Annotated in this window: 18 protein-coding genes; 2 read left to right on the top strand and 16 right to left on the bottom strand. The window is 47.9% G+C overall.

Going from position 1 to position 18,364, the window contains the following annotated elements:
- Nucleotides 1-17: 17 nt before the first annotated feature.
- The 3 genes from B3007_RS11960 to B3007_RS11950 all read right to left on the bottom strand — a co-directional run bounded on the left by B3007_RS11960 (nucleotide 18) and on the right by B3007_RS11950 (nucleotide 3,863).
- The gene (locus tag B3007_RS11960) at nucleotides 18-2,216 is read right to left on the bottom strand and encodes a DEAD/DEAH box helicase (protein WP_301377351.1); all 2,199 of its coding nucleotides are present in this window, start codon (nucleotides 2,214-2,216) and stop codon (nucleotides 18-20) included.
- A gap of 2 nt (nucleotides 2,217-2,218) precedes the next feature.
- A complete protein-coding gene (locus B3007_RS11955; protein WP_301377352.1) occupies nucleotides 2,219-3,160 on the bottom strand; it encodes a HamA C-terminal domain-containing protein in 942 nt (313 codons plus the stop codon).
- Between the two features lie 61 nt (nucleotides 3,161-3,221).
- The gene (locus tag B3007_RS11950; RefSeq protein WP_301392229.1) at nucleotides 3,222-3,863 is read right to left on the bottom strand and encodes a hypothetical protein; all 642 of its coding nucleotides are present in this window, start codon (nucleotides 3,861-3,863) and stop codon (nucleotides 3,222-3,224) included.
- A gap of 400 nt (nucleotides 3,864-4,263) precedes the next feature.
- Between B3007_RS11950 and putA the strand changes: the two genes are divergently transcribed.
- Nucleotides 4,264-7,467 carry a bifunctional proline dehydrogenase/L-glutamate gamma-semialdehyde dehydrogenase PutA gene (gene putA, locus B3007_RS11945; protein WP_301377355.1) on the top strand — a complete coding sequence of 1,068 codons (3,204 nt, stop codon included), beginning with the start codon at nucleotides 4,264-4,266 and terminating at the stop codon, nucleotides 7,465-7,467.
- Between the two features lie 14 nt (nucleotides 7,468-7,481).
- On the opposite strand, the gene B3007_RS11940 is transcribed toward putA, so the two are convergent.
- From B3007_RS11940 to B3007_RS11920, 5 genes are all read right to left on the bottom strand, one after another.
- Nucleotides 7,482-8,207, bottom strand: coding sequence for a DUF599 domain-containing protein (locus B3007_RS11940; protein WP_217693593.1), 726 nt, complete (start codon nucleotides 8,205-8,207; stop codon nucleotides 7,482-7,484).
- 63 nt (nucleotides 8,208-8,270) lie between these two features.
- Nucleotides 8,271-8,807: a DUF6942 family protein gene (locus B3007_RS11935; protein WP_301377357.1), complete on the bottom strand. Its 537-nt coding sequence runs from the start codon at nucleotides 8,805-8,807 to the stop codon at nucleotides 8,271-8,273.
- Entirely contained in the window at nucleotides 8,794-9,804 is a 1,011-nt protein-coding gene (gene arsB / locus B3007_RS11930) for an ACR3 family arsenite efflux transporter (RefSeq protein ID WP_301377358.1), read from the bottom strand. The genes B3007_RS11935 and arsB overlap by 14 nt, the downstream gene beginning before the upstream one ends.
- Nucleotides 9,804-10,286, bottom strand: coding sequence for an arsenate reductase ArsC (locus B3007_RS11925; protein WP_301377360.1), 483 nt, complete (start codon nucleotides 10,284-10,286; stop codon nucleotides 9,804-9,806). The genes arsB and B3007_RS11925 overlap by 1 nt, the downstream gene beginning before the upstream one ends.
- Nucleotides 10,287-10,296: 10 nt before the next feature.
- Complete coding sequence (locus tag B3007_RS11920; protein ID WP_301377362.1) at nucleotides 10,297-10,629, bottom strand: ArsR/SmtB family transcription factor; 333 nt, start codon at nucleotides 10,627-10,629, stop codon at nucleotides 10,297-10,299.
- A gap of 206 nt (nucleotides 10,630-10,835) precedes the next feature.
- Here B3007_RS11920 and B3007_RS11915 point away from each other — a divergent pair, with 206 nt between their 5' ends.
- Nucleotides 10,836-12,137 (top strand): saccharopine dehydrogenase family protein, encoded by a 1,302-nt coding sequence (locus tag B3007_RS11915; protein WP_301377363.1) that lies wholly within the window; start codon nucleotides 10,836-10,838, stop codon nucleotides 12,135-12,137.
- Nucleotides 12,138-12,163: 26 nt separating this feature from the next.
- On the opposite strand, the gene B3007_RS11910 is transcribed toward B3007_RS11915, so the two are convergent.
- From B3007_RS11910 to B3007_RS11875, 8 genes are all read right to left on the bottom strand, one after another.
- Nucleotides 12,164-12,418, bottom strand: coding sequence for a hypothetical protein (locus tag B3007_RS11910; protein WP_068442909.1), 255 nt, complete (start codon nucleotides 12,416-12,418; stop codon nucleotides 12,164-12,166).
- Nucleotides 12,419-12,525: 107 nt separating this feature from the next.
- Entirely contained in the window at nucleotides 12,526-13,179 is a 654-nt protein-coding gene (locus tag B3007_RS11905; protein ID WP_076516194.1) for a hypothetical protein, read from the bottom strand.
- 22 nt (nucleotides 13,180-13,201) lie between these two features.
- Entirely contained in the window at nucleotides 13,202-13,558 is a 357-nt protein-coding gene (locus B3007_RS11900; RefSeq protein ID WP_076516192.1) for a hypothetical protein, read from the bottom strand.
- 32 nt (nucleotides 13,559-13,590) lie between these two features.
- The gene (locus tag B3007_RS11895; RefSeq protein WP_068442900.1) at nucleotides 13,591-14,262 is read right to left on the bottom strand and encodes an SDR family oxidoreductase; all 672 of its coding nucleotides are present in this window, start codon (nucleotides 14,260-14,262) and stop codon (nucleotides 13,591-13,593) included.
- A gap of 173 nt (nucleotides 14,263-14,435) precedes the next feature.
- Nucleotides 14,436-15,581 (bottom strand): acyl-CoA desaturase, encoded by a 1,146-nt coding sequence (locus B3007_RS11890; protein WP_076516190.1) that lies wholly within the window; start codon nucleotides 15,579-15,581, stop codon nucleotides 14,436-14,438.
- 271 nt (nucleotides 15,582-15,852) lie between these two features.
- Nucleotides 15,853-17,076 (bottom strand): NADH:ubiquinone reductase (Na(+)-transporting) subunit F, encoded by a 1,224-nt coding sequence (nqrF, locus tag B3007_RS11885; protein ID WP_068442897.1) that lies wholly within the window; start codon nucleotides 17,074-17,076, stop codon nucleotides 15,853-15,855.
- A gap of 10 nt (nucleotides 17,077-17,086) precedes the next feature.
- Nucleotides 17,087-17,704, bottom strand: coding sequence for an NADH:ubiquinone reductase (Na(+)-transporting) subunit E (gene nqrE / locus B3007_RS11880; RefSeq protein WP_245820096.1), 618 nt, complete (start codon nucleotides 17,702-17,704; stop codon nucleotides 17,087-17,089).
- Entirely contained in the window at nucleotides 17,701-18,363 is a 663-nt protein-coding gene (locus tag B3007_RS11875; RefSeq protein WP_068442891.1) for an NADH:ubiquinone reductase (Na(+)-transporting) subunit D, read from the bottom strand. The genes nqrE and B3007_RS11875 overlap by 4 nt, the downstream gene beginning before the upstream one ends.
- Between the last annotated feature and the right edge of the window lies 1 nt (nucleotide 18,364).

Below are 18,364 nucleotides of genomic sequence, written 5' to 3'. Positions count from 1 at the left end.
TCACCTGGAACCACTTGTTAAATGTCTCTTTCGGTATAGTTGGATATTAATTTTTCACGCTCATAGCTTAAGAACTCAGGCTTCTCATGTATTTTTTTGTTGATAATTTCTTTTATTACCAAATCTTGATTGAGATCTTTATCTATATATTTTTCTATTTTGTCTATTGCTGACCTTGGTACACCATACTCGGCAAGAATGGTAAGGTTTTCTCGAACAAAATCACTTTCGATTGAGCTTGCATAAAATGTATAATTTCCCGGCCTTACACCCAGCTCACTGCAAACAAATCTTTGAAGTTCATTTACAACAAGCAACCATTTTGGAATTTTATATTGGAACCAGTGACGCAATATCTGAAAGCTATCTCGTATTGATTCATCGAGTATTTCTTTGTCACTCCAACTATCATAGCGTTCAAGCTTTTTCTTATAAACAAAGTTGTTTTTTACTAATTCGATTATGCTTTTATTGATGCCATAGTCAAAAGTAACCTTAACAATTTTTTTCTTTGTCATTGGGTTAACATTTTCGCCTGGCTTTATAAGGTAATCCCAAGCAAGTCCTAAACAATATTCAAGTTGTCTGTATCTTGGGGTGGAATCCCAACATATCAGTTCATAATTTTCTCTTATGTCTTGCCTGATTCTTGAGATCAGCAAATCTTGGCCTCGAATGTAGAGAGAATTCCTAGAAAATATCTCCTTTTCGTTCTCTGGTATTTTTGATAAATATTGATATTGTTCACTTTCCTTATCTAGAATGTTCTCATTATTGATATTTATAAGTACTTCATCTGAAATAGGGTTTTGCTCGAAAAAAGGAATGTCAATATATATTTGGTCATGTTTGGGTGTTGGGTTGAAATTAAAAATTCTACCAACATAATGCTCCATTAACCGTCCAGCTCTACCTTTAATGTTTGAATAATCGAAAAAGTCAATTGGTGTATTTCTTCCTTTTTTGTGATCAAAAAAGACTACATTTTTTGCAGTTGTGTTGACACCTTCGATTATTGTTGCTGTACAAAATAGAGTCTTCAATATTCCGCTGTTAAAATAGTCAATGATCGATGATGTTAAATGCTTCTGTAAAGCACCATCGTGAACTCCAATTCTATATTTTAAACAATCAACAAGAGTCCAGTCTTCAGAGACATAGGTTTCTATCCAGTCTATGATTGACAGATCACGATTTCGAGGAGACTCATTTTTTTCGATCAAGTATTTTAAGAATTCAGCTGATAAATATCTGGCTCTAGCTGGGGACGAACAATAGATTATAGTGTTCTGTTCTTTGAGGTCATATAGCAAGTCAAATAGTACTCTTTCCTTATACTTTTTCTTTTCTCCTTGCGCACCGAATTTACCTTTGTGCTCTTGGTATATATTAATTTCATCACACCCAACTAGGCTATAGTTTGTTTTGTAAAAAACAGCATTATACTTTTCTGCAAACCCTTTAGATATTCCCTCTATGTTAGGTCCTAACAGATAAAACTTAGGGTTAAACTTTTCTAGAATATATCTAAATGCATTATTCAAAGAATCCGATCTTTCATCGTCTCTCTTTGAACTTAATTTATAAAACTCGTCAATGATAAGAAAATCAATATCTGGCAAGTTTTGGTATTCGTTAACCCTCTCTGAGGTTAAAAGGAATAAATTACTTTTCTCTGTAGATGCTTCTTGTGATGTTCGAACTATAATTTTGTAATGTTCTTCATACTTCGAGAGTTTCTTTCTGGTCTCGTCTAATAGCGCCAACGTTGGTTGTATTACAACAATATTCTTATATTTATAAGATGCAACAATCTCTTCAATGAGCAAACTTTTACCGAAACTTGTAGGAGCACTTACAATTACATTCTTATCTGAGTTCAATAAATCGAGAACATATTTTTGTTCTTCATGAAAATACTTGTCTTCTATGTTTGAAGATAAACTAGCTACTTGTCTGATCCTGGAACTGGTTGATGAAAGATTTAAGCTTTCTTTTTTTAGGTATGGATAGAAGCCGATAGACTCTACCAAGTCAGCTAGCATTTCATCCAGTGAAATTGAAAACTTTTCTCTTGAATTTAATACGTGAATTAAAAGATTAATACCTTCTTCTTCATCTTGAATCAGAGTTGCTGCACAATGACGATAAATATCAAATGTTTCTGAACTATTGAATTCAGTTGCTGTTTGTATTTTCTCCAGTATTTCAGTCATTTCTACTCTCCAACGGATTGTAATAGGGAGAGCTTATGGTGCAGTTTTTTTACAAGTGTCTTCTTACACTGGACAGGGAGAAGTATTACTATTATTCGTAATCTTGACTTCAGTGGATGATTGTTTCTGTCATTAAAATATTTTTGTAATTCCCTGATTTTATTCTCATATTCATCAATAAATCTAGGATTTTCCTCATCATCGTACTTTGAGAATAAGTCGCAACTATATGTGCATAACAATGGAATATAGATTTCGTTTAATTTGTCTTTAAGCTTTGTTGATGAAGAGAATAATTTTTTCCAGTGCTCAGATTCTGGTACATTGTCAAAATGTTTTATTTTCTTTGCAATCAAACCAAACTCTGAATCTAAGTAATCAACTTTAAAATGCTCTTCTATATCCTTTATGAGTTCGCTCAATCCACGCTTCGGATCAAGGTAGAGCTTGGACTCTCCTAGCCAGAGCGTTTTCGATTCTGGCTCAATGTGTACGCAATCAAAACCATGGACTGTATGACCAAGCGAGTCTTTAAAATATATTTTTGAGAGAAGAGGTATTGTATTGAAGTGATCTCTTAGTATCAAATGAAGGATTAGCTCTCCAAACTCTCCTCTTCTGAGGTACTTATCATCAAGCTCATCGTCAATATGGCCATTATTTTGATAGATGTCTCTTACTCTCTGAAATTCATCTATTTTATAAATTGAATTTGCAGCTTCAATAATTTTTTCTAGAGTTTGTGTGTTTTCAGTGCTTGTACCTTCATGAAATCCAAATGAAAATTCATGGATTACATTTGTGATTTTTGTTACAAGTTGAGACCACCTATATTTGCTAACTCCATCGTCATCTAAATCAAAACCAACTAGAAAGCTCTTAAGCGTGTCTTCTGATATTTTCGATTCAATTACATTCTTTGAACCGAACGGTCCATTTTCCATATAAATTCCATAATTTTGTTGATTAATGATCTAGAGGTTTTACACAAAGACGTTTAACGCCTCAAGAAGAGGCGCGCGGCTTTTGCGCGTCCTGTTTGCTTGATTTGTTAGAGCCTTTTCTGCCTATTAGGAAAACCTTGAGCTCTCTATCATGGTTCTCTTTCATCTTTCTAATATTGGTTTTTGTTAGACGGTATTTCCTATCATCTGCAGTCGTCAAAATGACATCATGAAAATCTTCGTTAACAACGTGCCAGCCATATTCAAAGAGGGCAAAGTCACCAGCATCAAGTTTTCTGGGGAAATCCGAAGTCATAGTCATTGTTCCATTGCGCCATTTCCTCCAGAACTGCCATTTTATTTCTCCAGCACGTTTCCGGTACTTAATTTCTACTTTGCTTATTACAATCGGCCTTTTACCAACATTGTATGCATATATTTTTAGCCTATCTGCCTTATCTTCCTCTGGCTTTAGGTTCCCAAGAATTGCTTTATGTGATTTTTTTTCACTTTCCTCTAGTTGGAATCGCATGATATACCCTCGCTCACCAACTAACTTTAAATTGGCACGATCAGTAAGCGAATTCCTTACATTCCAAATCAAAGCGATTGTGGAAATGATTGCACCCCAGAAAGCCAAAACCTTAGTCATTAGCTCCACAACAACTCCTAGCTCTAACAGCTTGTTAGTGTGCGTGCGCATTTATCCTGGGACACTCTTTCGAGGTTTCCCAGGTAACTCATTGACGTCGTTGAAGAATCTTCCATAACTCAGATCTCCTTTCCAGAAAAACGCGCACGCCTGTTATTTCGATAGTCCTGCGCACATAAACTTGTAAACCAAGTCTGTAACTGTCTGTTTCGTATACGGTTTACCGTACTACCCACCGGTAAAACGCGCAAGCGCGAATGTAAAGCGTGCCAGTTTTGCCCGAAAACGCCGAAATATACTGTATGTATGTTCCCCTTCTCTTTACATTCAGATTGTCCGCATCGCTAATCGCCGATCTAGCACTTTATTACTAGTTTTTGCCAACTGCTAGGATGCAGCCCCTGCCATCTGGCCCTAGACTTATAAAAGGAACACATAACTAAGGTGGCTTATGGCTGAGAGCTTCAGTGCAGAACGTATGCTCACGGGCAAGATGGCGGCGGTGCCAGCGTCGGGCTGGATGGCGTTGATTCGTGCAGGGTATTACACAGGCGGTTGCACCGACGAGACTCAGTTGGTGCGTTCGATGGCCGAGCAGATGTCTGAGCCTTTGTTGGCCCATGCGTCGCGTGAGGCTTGTCGCTTGATCACTGAGTTGCGCGAGCATACCGATGAGCTGTCGTTGTTTGATCAGTTTATGCAGGAGTACAGCCTGGATAACGACGAAGGCCTGACACTGATGATTATCGCCGAGGCTTTGCTGCGCATCCCTGATAAGTCATCACGTGATGCCTTTATCCGCGCGGAGATCTCTCAGGCGGATTGGGAGAAGCATCTGAGCCATAGCCCATCCCACTGGGTGAATATGGCAACGCGTGGCTTGTCGGTCAGTGGCCGCATGGCGCGGTTAAAGAACGCACTCGGTCGCCTGATTACCCGCCCCGGCGAACCTGTTATCCGCAATGCGCTACAGTACGCCATGCAGATGCTGGGCAATCAGTTTGTGCTGGGTGAAGACATCACCAGTGCTCGTACCAATGCCGAGCGCACGCACTCTGAGTTGAATGCCTTCTCGTTCGATATGCTGGGTGAGGCGGCACTCTGTGATGACGATGCCGAGAAGTATCTGGCCAGCTATCGCGCGGCGTTAAAAGAGATCGCACTTCAGAACGAAGACTCTAATAAAACCACTAGTGCATCTAAACGCCCCTGCTCGCTTTCAATTAAGCTTTCTGCCCTGCACCCACGCTATGAAGATACCCAACGCAAAGACGTTAAGGTCAGGCTCTATGATCGCCTCGCAACTCTGGTACGTGAAGCCCGTGAACTCTCGGTGCCTGTCACCATTGATGCCGAAGAAGCCGATCGCCTGGTTCTGTCGTTGGAATTATTTGAACAGGTACTGCGTAGCGAAGGCGCTGACTGGGGTCAGTTTGGCCTCGCAGTGCAGGCTTACAGCAAGCGTGCTCTGCCCGTGCTGGGCTGGCTTGATGCGTTAGCACGAGAGCACGCGGTGAAGATCCCTGTACGCTTAGTGAAAGGTGCCTACTGGGATAACGAAATCAAACTGGCGCAGCAACGTGGCTTACCCGGTTACCCGGTATTCACCCGCAAGGAACATACGGACCTTTCTTATCTGGCCTGTGCCGCCTTTATGCTGAAGAGCACGGGCATTTATCCGCAGTTTGCCACTCATAATGCACACACCTTAATGGCCGTATCAGCGATGGCGGATGCACTGTCGTCGGGAGACAGCAGCGAGAACAAGAGCGACGTCTGCGAGTATCAACGCCTGCAAGGCATGGGCGAGCCTTTGTATGACGCCTGGCAAAGCAAACGCAAAGACTACGTGCGTACTTATGCTCCGGTCGGTGAGCACAAAGAACTGCTGCCTTATCTGGTGCGGCGCTTATTAGAAAACGGCGCCAACACTTCGTTTGTGCATCACTTATGGAAGTCTGAAATCACCCCTGAATCGTTGGCACAGTCACCGCTGGAGCTTGCCCGCGAGCACCATTTTGCGCCCGCAGCGGACATTCCCGCGCCGGCCAATATTCTTGCACCGCGCCAAAACTCGGCCGGGCTCAACCTGAATAACCGCGATGAAACCGATTCATTACTCGCAGGTTTAGAGCGCTGGAAATCTCACCAGTGGCAAGCTCGCCCTCAGGTGAGAATCAGCAGTCTGACCACTTATCAGCCGGATATCGTAGTGGGCTGCCCCTTCTCTGCACACGACAAAGTGGGTCTGGTGCAATGGACGCACCCAGACGATGTGTACGCCATTATTGATACTGCCCAACGCGCCTTTACTCATTGGAACAACGAACCGCGTCCTGCGTTTGCCGCCCAACGAAAAACCTGGCTGCTGACCCTGGCTGATTTACTCGAAACCCACCGACATGAGTTGATCATGTTATGTGTGCGTGAGGCTGGTAAAACCCTGCAGGACGCCCTGGATGAGATTCGCGAAGCCGTCGATTTTTGTCGCTATTATTCGGGCTTTGTTGATGAAGGTTTTGCCGAGCCAATAGCCCTGCCCGGCCCGACCGGCGAATTAAACCAATTGCACTATGAAGGTCGCGGTGTGTGGTTTTGTATCAGCCCCTGGAATTTCCCGTTGGCGATATTTATCGGTCAGATCAGCGCAGCACTCGCCGCTGGCAATGCCGTCATCGCCAAACCTGCAGAAGCCACCAGTCTGATTGCCTCACGTGCTGTTGAACTTGCTTATTCTGCGGGCGTACCACAAGAATTACTGCAGTGTGTACCGGGGGCTGGCCCGATACTGGGCGATGTATTCTGCAACGATGCTCGCATTGCTGGCGTAGCCTTTACAGGCTCTCATAAAACAGCCCATAAAATCGCGATGGATCTCGCCCATCGTCGTGGCCCCATCGCGACATTTATTGCCGAAACCGGAGGTCAGAATGCGATGATCGTTGACTCGACCGCACTGCCTGAGCAAGTCGTTAAAGACGTCTTACGCTCTGCCTTTGGCAGTGCCGGGCAACGTTGCTCAGCATTGCGAGCCTTGTATCTGCAATCCGATATTGCCGATGAAGTCATCCGCTTATTAAAAGGCGCTATGAATGAGTTAGTGGTAGGAAATCCAGGCGATGTATCAACCGATGTCGGTCCGCTGATTTCGATGCAAGCAAAGAACAGTATGCTTGCTCATATCCGCCATTTAAAAAGTCATGGCGAGCTGTTGGCTCAAGTCGATAACATTCCCGAAGAAGGTTTCTTTTTAGCCCCCGTTGCGTACGAGATTGGATCAATTTCAGAACTGGACGACGAGCACTTCGGGCCGATCCTGCATGTCATCCGTTACCAGAATGCTGACCTGCCGAAAGTTATTGAAGATATTAATAACACGGGATTCGGTCTGACCTTGTCTGTGCATTCCCGCAATCCTGAAGTGTCGGGCTTTATTGCGCGCACCTCTCGCGTAGGCAACGTATATATTAATCGCGATCAGATCGGCGCCGTGGTGGGTGTACAGCCCTTTGGCGGCCTGGGTCGCTCAGGCACTGGCCCGAAAGCGGGTGGGCCCGATTATGTAAAACGTTTTGCCTGCGAACGTACTGTCAGTGTTAACACCAGTGCGATTGGTGGTAACGCTGAGCTGTTGCGGAAAAAGAATCAAAGCTGAAGCAGCAGGTAGGATTACTGACGATAAAGCTCTTTGTCGTCAGTAAAGATTTTATCGCCCACGTTTTCAGCCTGCTTAAGCGCCTTCAGAGAGCTGGAACGGAACTCGCGTGAATACAGCACAGCGGTAATTAATGCTGCGGTGCCCATAAACACCCACTCAGAGACAAACCAGCTCAGTGCGGCCATCGAAAAGTAGAAGGCTCTCAGCCCGTTGTTGTAACTGTGACTGGCCTGATCAATCACTTTTGCACTGTATAGCGCCATACTGCGACGATCACCGGGAGTCACCGAATTGTCGTCAGGCATAGGTGCAGCGCCCACTAAAACCGAGGCAAAACCAAACTGACGCATTGACCAGGTAAAGGTGAAGTAGGCGTAGATAAAGATGACTACCAGCACTGCCAGTTTAAACTCAAGCTCGGTCAGTGAATCGCCTTCAACAAACGAGACGGTACTGAGCATAGCGCTGATTTTATCGGTTGCGGTCAGTGCGGTAAGGAGACCGGCAATGATCAGCACGCATGATGAAGCAAAGAAGTTTACGTTACGCTCGATATTTGCCAGAAGCGCTGCATCCCCAACACGTATCTCGCGCTTGAGCATGCGCCGCATCCAGTTAATACGATGCACGTGCAGCACCGACGACAAAGACGCAGAACGCTTAGCCCGATAGTGAGCAAATTTAGCGTAACCAAACCAGCAGAAGATTAACCAGCCGAGGCTGATAAAATTCAACATGCCTATTTCTGCAAACCCTGCCATTTGAGCTGTGCTCCCTTGTCTTGAGGTAGGTTCTGAACCCTACAGCAGAGATACCAGGTAACGAATACGTTCGTCGGATAGCTGGCGGTAATCAAAGTACGGGCACACAATCACACCGGTATCATTGATCGCAAATCTGCTGTCGAGCCATTTTGCACCATTCGTTTTGAAAAATCCGCATTCTTCAGCGAACTGCTTGCCCATCAAAATAATCTGACTGGCTGGCGCCTCGCTACCAGGAGCCCCGTAACAAGGCGCTCCATAACAGAGAGCAACCTGGCTTCCCGGCTGGAGCATCAGGGAGTCGCGGTAATCCTGCCAGGAACTGAAATCCTCGGTACCGTCAAATTTCAGTTCATACAGAAACTTGGCAAAGACATTAAAAATTTTTCGCCAGTGATTACCTTCGTGCGAATTGATCTGAGCAATGTCACCGTCTGCCAGAGGCATGACATCGCCCGGATAAGCGAAGGGTTCGAGCGACGGTCGGTTAGCAAGGTATACCCGCAATGTCGCCTGCGGGTCACCTAAGCCGACATCATCAGCAAGCGCTCTGGTCATATCAGGACGGTTCAAACCAATGCCTAGTACGATTAGCAAAAGCAACCAGCGAGAGCATCACAGGAACTTCAACCAGAACACCTACAACCGTAGCCAGTGCAGCACCCGAATTCAGGCCGAATAAGGCAATCGCGACCGCAACCGCAAGCTCAAAGAAATTACTCGTACCGATCATACAAGCAGGTGCAGCGACGTTGTGCTTAAGCTTCAGACGGATCGCAATAAAGTAGGTAATCGCGAAAATACCGTAGGTCTGAATCAGCAGAGGAATGGCGATCAGCAGCATATCCAGAGGATTCTCAACGATGCGCGGCGCCTGCAAGCCAAACAGAATAAGTACGGTCGCAAGTAAACCGATAATAGACAGCGGCTTTAAGGTTTCAGATAAGCGTGCCACACCGTCAGCGCCCAGCGCTTTACGGGTAATAACGCCAGCGATTAACGGCAATACCACATACAAGGCGACTGAGATCAGCAGTGTTTCCCACGGGACTTCAATATCGGAGACGCCGAGCAGGAAACCCGCAATCGGTGCAAATGCAAAAATCATAATGACGTCGTTCACCGATACCTGCAGCAGGGTGTAGTTCGCATCGCCGCGTGTCAGGTGGCTCCAGACAAATACCATGGCTGTGCATGGCGCAACGCCTAACAGAATCATGCCTGCGATGTATTCCTGTGCGGTGGCAGGTGACACCAGATCCGCAAATATGTGATGAAAGAACAACCAGCCCAGTGCCGCCATGGTAAATGGTTTAACCAGCCAGTTAATCACCAGTGTGAGCGCAAGACCTTGTGGCTGTTTAGTGACGTCTTTGATCGATGCAAAATCGACTTGCATCATCATCGGATAAATCATCAACCAGATGAGTACCGCAATCGGCAGGTTAACATTCGCAACCTCAGCATCAGCTACTACCTGAAATACCTCGGGCATAAAAAGACCGGCACCGATACCTGCAATAATGGCAAGCCCGACCCAGACAGAAAGATAACGTTCGAAAATACCCATCAGGAAAAACGCTCCGGTGTGAGAAGCTGCCCGATCGCGGCTTCGAGTGATTCTTTATCAGTAAGCTCATTCAATGATGCAGAAGCCAGTTGAGACAGGCGCTGCTGCATCATCTCCCCTACTTCTCTGAACATGCCTTGCTGCATGTCTTCTGTTGGTAGTTTTGATGGATCAGGTAAGCCCCAGTGTACCCGTGCTGCATTGCCAAACCAGACCGGACAGGTTTCGCCCGCTGCGCTGTCACACACGGTGATCACCACATCAGGAGCAAAGCTTTCGTGGTCATCCCAGCTCTGGCTGACAAGACCTTCAGTGGAAATATTCTGGCTTTCGAGGTATTTCAATGTGCCCGGAAACACGACACCTGCAGGCTGGCTACCGGCGCTTCGGACATCAATTCTGCCCTCAGAAATATGACGCGTCAGTGCTTCAGCGAGGATGCTGCGACAACGGTTGTGGGTACAGATAAAAAGTATTTTCATAAGTCAGACGTCAGCAGCACGCTGACGGTTCTCCAGGGGTGAGCGTTATTCCGGGGGTGGATTCCATTACGGACTCGATGACGACAGGTGCCAGCGCGTTGATGGTCTGATCTACCCACGCAGGTAGCTGAGGTACTAAGGAGTAGTAAACCCACTGGCCGCGACGCTCGGTCTCGACCAGACCGGCTTCGCGTAAAATCGCCAGATGCCGGGATACTTTGGGTTGGCTGAGTTGCAGTATCTCCATCAGGTCACAGACGCACCTTGGCCCTGATTTCATTGCAATCACTGAGGTCAGCCGTGTTTCATCGGCGAGCAGTTTCATGAGTTCAACGGGTGTCATTGTTTTTAAGCCTTCTATTTCGACTCGTAGCCTTTACCAGAAGTTGCCAGCCAATACATACGCCAAACCATATATATGTTTTTCCGTATATGCAAACTTTACCTCTGCCAAACGGCCGGATTGCCCCTTTTTCAAGTAACTAAAAGGCTGCTAGTGTTATCTCATCTTTCTCAAACCCTCTTTTGACTGAGCTTAAGGAGCGATACATGCCACGCGGTAAGTATGACGTCATTATTTTTGGTGCCACTTCGTTTGTGGGTGGAATTCTCACCCGCTACATCGCTGCGCAATACGGCTGGAACAAAGATCTGAAATGGGCAATTGCTGGCCGTTCTGAGCGTAAGCTTCAGCAGGTACGCGGCACACTGGCGCCGATTCTCGGTGACGATGCCGGAGACGTTGAATACATCATTGCCGACGCAGCCGACGAAGCCAGCCTCACCGAGCTTTGCGACTCAACCCGCGTGGTGGTGTCTACTGTGGGCCCTTACGCTCTGTATGGAGAACCACTGGTAAAAGCCTGTGTTGACGCTGGCATTGACTACTGCGACCTCACCGGTGAACCACAGTGGATTAAACGTATGCTGGATAAATACGAGTCGCAGGCGGTAGAAACCGGCGCACGTATCGTTCACTGCTGTGGTTTTGATTCCATTCCATCAGATATGGGCGTGCGCCACCTGCAAGAGCTTGCTAAAGAAAAAGTCGGCCACACCGTCAGCAAAGTTGAGATGCGTGTTAAGGCGGCCAAAGGCGGGATGTCAGGCGGCACCATCGCAAGTATGCTGCAACTGACCAAAGAGGTAATGGCAAACCCATCACTGAAAAAAGAACTCGCCAACCCCTACTCGCTGTGTCCGCCGGATCATGGTTTCCGCGCGAAACAGCCTGATATCAAGGGTGCCTTCTTTGATCGTGCTTCGAATGCCTGGGGTATGCCTTTCATTATGGCGGCGATTAACACCCGAGTGGTTCATCGCACCAATGCGTTACTCGAAAAAGAATACGGTGAGCGCTTCCTTTATAACGAGGGCATGCTGACAGGCAAAGGCGCCAAAGGTCGTCGCATGGCCAAAGCCATGACACTCGGACTGGGTGCTTTTATCGTGGGTGCCGCCATCAAGCCAACCCGTGCTTTACTGGAAAAATTCGTTCTGCCTAAACCAGGCCAGGGACCATCTCCTAAAGAGCAGGAAAGCGGTTACTTTGATATCCGTTTCTACGGCTACGATAAAGATTACAAGCACGGCAAAGAACCCGTGATTGCTACCAAAGTGACCGGCGACAAAGATCCGGGCTACGGCTTCACCGGCAAAATGCTGGGCGAAGCGGCTGTTTGCCTGGCACTCGACTACCACAACCGTGGTAAAAAACGCTGGGGCAAAGGTGGCTTCTGGACGCCGGGTTCTCTGTTTGGTGAAGTCTTTATGGAGCGCCTTCAGAAGAACGCCAATATGACGTTTGAAGACATCACGCCGGCGGAGTCCGCCGACGAGAAAGCGGCGTAAGAATTACGCCACAGGCCCAGAGTGTTCTATATGTCGTGCTCTGGGTCTGATTCCGGTCCATGCTCAGGATCATTCGCCGCTTCCATGGCAAAAAGTCTCAGAGCAATATCATCTCGGTTGCTCTGGAGTTCACGCAGGGCACTATCAAGCAGACTCTGATCATCGTCACCAGGACGCTCGGACGATTGGTGATCAAGTGCCATCAGAATATCCTGAAGTTGTGTTTCGATTCTGCGCAGACGTTGTTCGATACGATGTTCCTCACTGTTTCTATGTTTCATAACCTCTCCTTAGTGGGAGAATACCCAACAAGGTAATTGTTATGACTAAGAAATGAGCAACAGGTTCAGTGCTTTCAGCCTGAAACTGTCTGGAATCTAATGAGAGACTAATTGGAAACTACAGGAAATGCCAACGTACCCCAGTCTTCATGCGGGTGCTCAAGCATGATGTTCAGAACGACAGGCAAAAGTGTCATCAGCAGACTTGAGCCGGTTTCGACCTGCTCACGGTTCACACGACTGTTGAAGGTCGCGCCACCGCCAATCACCTGCTCCTGCAGTACACTGAGACGCTCAAGCGTCAGTGCCAGCAACTCAGGGACCTTCTTTCGGCTAAGACAGTTCAATGCTTCGACCGATGAGCGTTCAAAGCGCTCTTTCCAATCGCTTTCTGCGGTTGGATTCACCGCAACCTGACGCTGTGCTTCCCAGAACGGGCCATACACAAACTGGTTTTTGAGCAAGGCTTTTACTGAACCAGAGTACTGGTGCCAGAGCATTTCGTAGATGGCTTGTTCTTTGTCGAGGGAGACCAACTGTTCGATCAGTTTCAGGAAGCTGCTGTTACCCGGCTGGCTTTCGTCCGTCAGGCAACAGGCACTGAGAGAAATCCACGCTGTGATGAATTGCAGGTCTGCATTGCCCTGCTGCTCCTGGGCTGCACGCCACCAGCTGATTGCACGGTGAAGGCGCGTCGAGTGCTCTTCGTTAAACAGATCTCTCTGTGCACGCAAACGCTCGTGCAATTCATCGGGTGTCATGCAGCTTCCTTACGGGTATCAATTAATGACAGCAGTCGGAATGATCGTCAAAGTCGATGGCCAGATACAGCTTCGCTTCAGGAAACGCCGTTGGGTACGCAACGTAGTAATGCGTTTCTTCGTCGACCGGCCACCAGCAGGAAGCCGCGCGAGGGACTTCGCTCAGGTCGACACGCTCAACACTGTAGGCCAGGTTGTATTGCTCGGCTTCCGGAAAGTCTTCAAGAAATTCTTTCGGTAACCCTTCAACGGCGGTATCGAGTTTGTTTTCTTCGTTTAATCCCTGAAGTTTTTTCGTCCACTCAGGGTTCTGGCTGCACTCAACCAGAAACTCAGCAAGATAACGGCTGTGGTGCTTTTTTAAAATACGCGGTTTCATAGTGAATCCTTATTTGAATCCCTGAAGGTGACTTACCAAGGTAACGGCTGGCCATTAGAGTGCCAGAAGCTACCTGTTGTTTCGAGGGTCAGGTCGTCAATGCGGGCGGCAATACCTTCTGCGGCCTGCTCTGGCGAGATATCGCCGTTAAACCCAACCATACGTGTCTGTACGAAACCCGGATGAATCTGAGCCACCATTACGCCGTGCTCTTTCAGATCATTCGCGAGGCTTTTACCGATAGCATTGACCGCCGCTTTTGAAGCACGATAGCCGTAGTACGCGCCTGAGGTATTGTCCTCGATTGAACCCATACGGCTGGTGATATTCGCAATCTTAGTGCCTTCAGCCATTAACGGCAGGAGCTCACGGGTCACCATTAGTGGAGCAATGGCATTCACTTCGAACTGTGCGCGAATGCGATCACTGTCGAGATCGTGCAGAGTCTCGTTAGTGAATAAGCCTGCGTTGTTGATCAATACGTCGATGGGATCATCGAGAATCCGGTCCAGTACCATGGCAATGCCCGGCAGTTGCTCTTCATTCGTAATATCGATGTCTGACAGCACCTGATCGGCGATCTCTTCGATCTCGTCGTTGGTTTCGCGACAAACCGCTGTAACTGAGTCACCGCGCGCTTCGTAAAGCTTCGCCAATGCCAGTCCAATTCCCCGGTTTGCCCCAGTAATTACGATGTTTGCCATGATCAGCCCTTCCACAATTTGATAGACGCAAGTCTAACGATTCTGGAATCGCACGTCTTCCCTACTGATACTTTGCAAGCGAAATACAGAAACCTGTATTCAGGTACAATTTAACGGCAATAAAAAAACCGCGCCGAGGCGCGGTTTTTTACTTACTCAGAATCTGATCTGTATCAAGCGACAGATGCCTTATATTCAGCCATCAGAGACTTAATACGCTGGCTCTGTTCGTGCAGTTGCTCTTCGAGTTCGTGGTACTGCTGACGAATCGCGTTCTTTTCCCACTTCTCTTTGAGCTGCTTGCGCGTCTCATCGAGTTTTTCGCTCTGTGCTTCTGCCCATTCATTCAGCATGGCGTGGTACTTCTCGTATTCTTTCTCGAGCAGTTCAGTCCACTTCTCAGAATTTTCAGCTTTCGCAAGCTTCTCCTGAGCGCGTTTAAATTGCATCTTCACCATGGCACGACGGATTTTAAAATCCGGAACCGTGCGCAGATTGCTGGTCAGACCCACGTATGAGCAACCTTTAATGAACCACTTGGTTGGGTCCCAGTGGAACCAGCGGATACCGTTACGGTAGTCAGTCTGGAAGATGTGGTGATAGTTGTGATAACCCTCACCATGCGTCAGGAATGCGAAGAATGCATTGTCACGCGCTGTGTTTTCATCCGTGTACGGCTGAGAGCCCCACTTGTGAGCAATCGAGTTGATGAAAAAGGTTACGTGGTGAGTCGTCACGATGCGCAGGAAGCCCGCCAGAAGCAGCATGCCCCATACATCACCGAAGATCAGGCCCAGTGCCAGCGGTACACCAATGTTCATCGCAAACACGATAGGCACATAGTACTTGTACTGCCACATAACGATTGGGTCTTTCATCAGATTCTTCACGTTGGCGAAATCTACGCGACCACTTGGGTATTCGCGAATCATCCAACCCATGTGAGAGAACCACAAACCGCGCTTCGCAGAGTACGGGTCTTTATCCACGTCGTCACAGTGACGGTGGTGTACACGGTGGCCAGAACACCAGTCGAGGATGGTGTTCTCGAGCGCTGCCGCACCCCACAGCGCATACCAGACACGCAGAATCGGGTGGGCATCATAAGCATTATGAGACCAAAGACGGTGGTAACCGCCAGTAATCGCCATGCCGGTAATCCAGGTCAGCACCAGGTAGGAGACCCAGGTTGAAGTTTCGTAGCCATAGGTCATGCCGTACCAAGGTACGAGTGTGACGGCAACGCCTGTCGTCACGATGAACATGATGGTCGCCGTCCAGTTAATGGGGGCTTTTTCTTTCTGTACTGATTTACTCATAGACAACTCAGTTGGTTTACGTCAGTTACTCTACGCAGTGTAGCGATGGAGCATTACACTGTTGCGACATGATACCGGAATTAGTCAGTTATGGATGTCCTGAATCCGGTGTTAAGTCATTGTTTAGTGTAAATATGGCGTCAGATTGGCCCAGTTCAAATAACTCTTTCCATTTAATCAACAGTTCAAGGCCCGAATGCACAACAACAGTGCCATTTGCGGACATAAAAAAACCGCGCCGAAGCGCGGTTCTCTTTACGGCAACTGGTAATCAGCCACCGAAGTCATCAAGCATGATGTTCTCGGGTTCAACACCCATGTTTTCCAGCATGCTGATCACCGACTGGTTCATGATTGGCGGCCCACACATGTAGAACTCGCAATCTTCCGGTGCCGGGTGATCCTTCAGGTACTCTTCATACAGTACGTTATGGATGAAGCCGGTCAGACCTTCCCAGTTATCTTCTGGCTGAGGGTCAGACATAGCAACGTGCCATTCGAAGTTGTCGTTCTCTTCGGCAAGCTGATCGTATTCATCCTGATAGAAGAGTTCACGCAGCGAGCGTGCACCGTACCAGAAGCTGATCTTACGCTTAGAGTTCAGACGCTTCAGCTGATCGAAGATGTGTGAACGCATTGGCGCCATACCAGCACCACCGCCCACGAACACCATTTCAGCGTCAGTATCTTTCGCGAAGAATTCACCGAATGGACCGTATACCGTCACTTTGTCGCCTGGCTTCAGGTTGAAGACGTAAGACGACATGATGCCCGGGTTAATGCCTTTGCTGCCCGGAGGCGGCGTAGCAATACGGATGTTGAACTTAACAACGCCCTTCTCTTCCGGATAGTTCGCCATCGAGTAAGCACGGATGGTGTCTTCTTTGTTGACCGCTTTCAGATCGAAGAAGCCGAAACGCTCCCAGTCACCGCGGTACTCTTCTTCGATGTCGAAGTCAGAGAAGTTAATCTCGTACGGAGGACACTCAAGCTGAACGTAACCGCCGGCACGGAAGTCAACGTTCTCCCCCTCAGGCAGTTCAAGCGTCAGCTCCTTAATAAAGGTCGCAACGTTCGGGTTAGATACAACCGTGGTTTCCCACTTCTTAACACCGAAGACCTCTTCAGGAACTTCCACTTCCATATCCTGCTTAACCGGTGCCTGACAAGACAGACGCCAGCCTTCACGGGCTTCACCCTTAGTGAAGTGCGACGCTTCTGTAGGCAGCATTTCACCACCACCAGATTTCACGATGCACTTACACTGCGCACAGGTACCGCCACCGCCACAGGCTGATGACAGGAAGATATTATTGGCTGCCAGTGTGTTCAGCAGCTTGCCACCGGCTTCTGTTTCAACGGTACGCTCACCGTTCACCAGGATTTTTACCTTACCGGAGTTAACCAGCTTGCTGCGAGCACCCAGGATGATGAACACCAGTGACAGTACAATCACGGTGAACATCACAACGCCGAGTATGATTTCTATATCCACAACCGACTCCTTACAGTGATACGCCAGAGAATGACATGAAGCCAAGAGACATCAGGCCAACCGTCATAAAGGTAATACCCAGACCTTCAAGGCCTGCCGGTACGTCGCTGTACTTCAGCTTCTCACGGATACCTGCCAGTGCAGTAATCGCCAGTGCCCAACCGACACCTGCGCCCACACCGTAGACCGTTGATTCACCAAAGCTGTAGTCACGCTCAACCATGAAGAGTGATGCACCGAGAATCGCACAGTTCACCGTAATCAACGGCAGGAATACACCCAGCGCGTTGTACAGTGATGGGAAGTACTTATCGAGCACCATCTCAAGGATCTGAACCATCGCCGCGATAACGCCGATGTAGGTCAGCAGACCCAGGAAGCTGAGGTCGACCTGAGCAAACTCTTCACCGGCCCACGCCAGCGCACCTTCTTTCAGAAGGTAGGTATAGATCAGGTTGTTAACCGGCACGGTAATCGCGAGTACAACAACAACCGCGATACCGAGACCGAGAGACGTCTGAATCTTCTTCGAGATCGCGAGGAAGGTACACATCCCCAGGAAGAAGGCCAGCGCCATATTTTCAACAAAGACTGCCTTAACCAGCAGGCTGATATAGTGTTCCATCAGTGACCTCCGCTGTGTTCAGTGTTTGGCAGAATTTTAAATTCAGACTCTTCCACCTGATCTTTCTTCCAGGTACGCAGTACCCAGATGAAACCACCGATGATGAAGAAGGCTGAAGGTGGCAGCAGCAGCAGACCGTTAGACTGATACCAGCCACCGTCGGTGACCAGAGGCAGAATCTCGAAGCCCAGCAGCTTACCCGCACCAAAGAGTTCACGAATCACCGCAACCGTGATCAGTACCACCGAGTAACCAAGGCCGTTACCAATACCGTCGAAGAAGCTCAGAACCGGGCCATTTTTCATAGCGAAGGCTTCTGCGCGACCCATTACGATACAGTTGGTGATGATCAGACCAACGAATACCGACAGCTGCTTACTGATTTCATAAGCGAAGGCTTTCAGTACCTGGTCTACCACGATTACCAGCGAGGCAATGATGGTCATCTGTACGATAATACGGATGTTGTTCGGAATGTGATTCCGGATCAGTGCGATACCTGTGTTAGACAACGCCGTTACCGAAGTCAGTGCCAGACACATTACCAGTGTCACCTGCAGACTTGTGGTTACCGCCAGTGCAGAACAGATACCAAGGATCTGTACGGCAATCGGGTTCTTACTGAAGAGCGGTTCAGTCAGAACAGTTTTAATCTGTGACATC

It is taken from the genome of Thalassolituus sp. UBA675 (assembly GCF_002297765.1).
Lineage (GTDB): Bacteria > Pseudomonadota > Gammaproteobacteria > Pseudomonadales > Oceanobacteraceae > Thalassolituus.
This window is presented reverse-complemented; position numbering and strand designations above follow the sequence as displayed.

Bases quoted from the DNA above. Each gene is read 5' to 3' on its own strand.
- B3007_RS11910 (WP_068442909.1), bottom strand. From the start codon at position 12,418: ATGAAACATAGAAACAGTGAGGAACATCGTATCGAACAACGTCTGCGC.
- B3007_RS11955 (WP_301377352.1), bottom strand. From the start codon at position 3,160: ATGGAAAATGGACCGTTCGGTTCAAAGAATGTAATTGAATCGAAAATA.
- B3007_RS11895 (WP_068442900.1), bottom strand. From the start codon at position 14,262: ATGGCAAACATCGTAATTACTGGGGCAAACCGGGGAATTGGACTGGCA.
- B3007_RS11940 (WP_217693593.1), bottom strand. From the start codon at position 8,207: ATGTTGAATTTTATCAGCCTCGGCTGGTTAATCTTCTGCTGGTTTGGT.
- B3007_RS11950 (WP_301392229.1), bottom strand. From the start codon at position 3,863: ATGCGCACGCACACTAACAAGCTGTTAGAGCTAGGAGTTGTTGTGGAG.
- B3007_RS11905 (WP_076516194.1), bottom strand. From the start codon at position 13,179: ATGACACCCGATGAATTGCACGAGCGTTTGCGTGCACAGAGAGATCTG.
- putA (WP_301377355.1), top strand. From the start codon at position 4,264: ATGGCTGAGAGCTTCAGTGCAGAACGTATGCTCACGGGCAAGATGGCG.
- B3007_RS11875 (WP_068442891.1), bottom strand. From the start codon at position 18,363: ATGTCACAGATTAAAACTGTTCTGACTGAACCGCTCTTCAGTAAGAAC.
- B3007_RS11890 (WP_076516190.1), bottom strand. From the start codon at position 15,581: ATGAGTAAATCAGTACAGAAAGAAAAAGCCCCCATTAACTGGACGGCG.
- B3007_RS11915 (WP_301377363.1), top strand. From the start codon at position 10,836: ATGCCACGCGGTAAGTATGACGTCATTATTTTTGGTGCCACTTCGTTT.
- B3007_RS11925 (WP_301377360.1), bottom strand. From the start codon at position 10,286: ATGAAAATACTTTTTATCTGTACCCACAACCGTTGTCGCAGCATCCTC.
- B3007_RS11900 (WP_076516192.1), bottom strand. From the start codon at position 13,558: ATGAAACCGCGTATTTTAAAAAAGCACCACAGCCGTTATCTTGCTGAG.
- B3007_RS11920 (WP_301377362.1), bottom strand. From the start codon at position 10,629: ATGACACCCGTTGAACTCATGAAACTGCTCGCCGATGAAACACGGCTG.
- arsB (WP_301377358.1), bottom strand. From the start codon at position 9,804: ATGGGTATTTTCGAACGTTATCTTTCTGTCTGGGTCGGGCTTGCCATT.
- B3007_RS11960 (WP_301377351.1), bottom strand. From the start codon at position 2,216: ATGACTGAAATACTGGAGAAAATACAAACAGCAACTGAATTCAATAGT.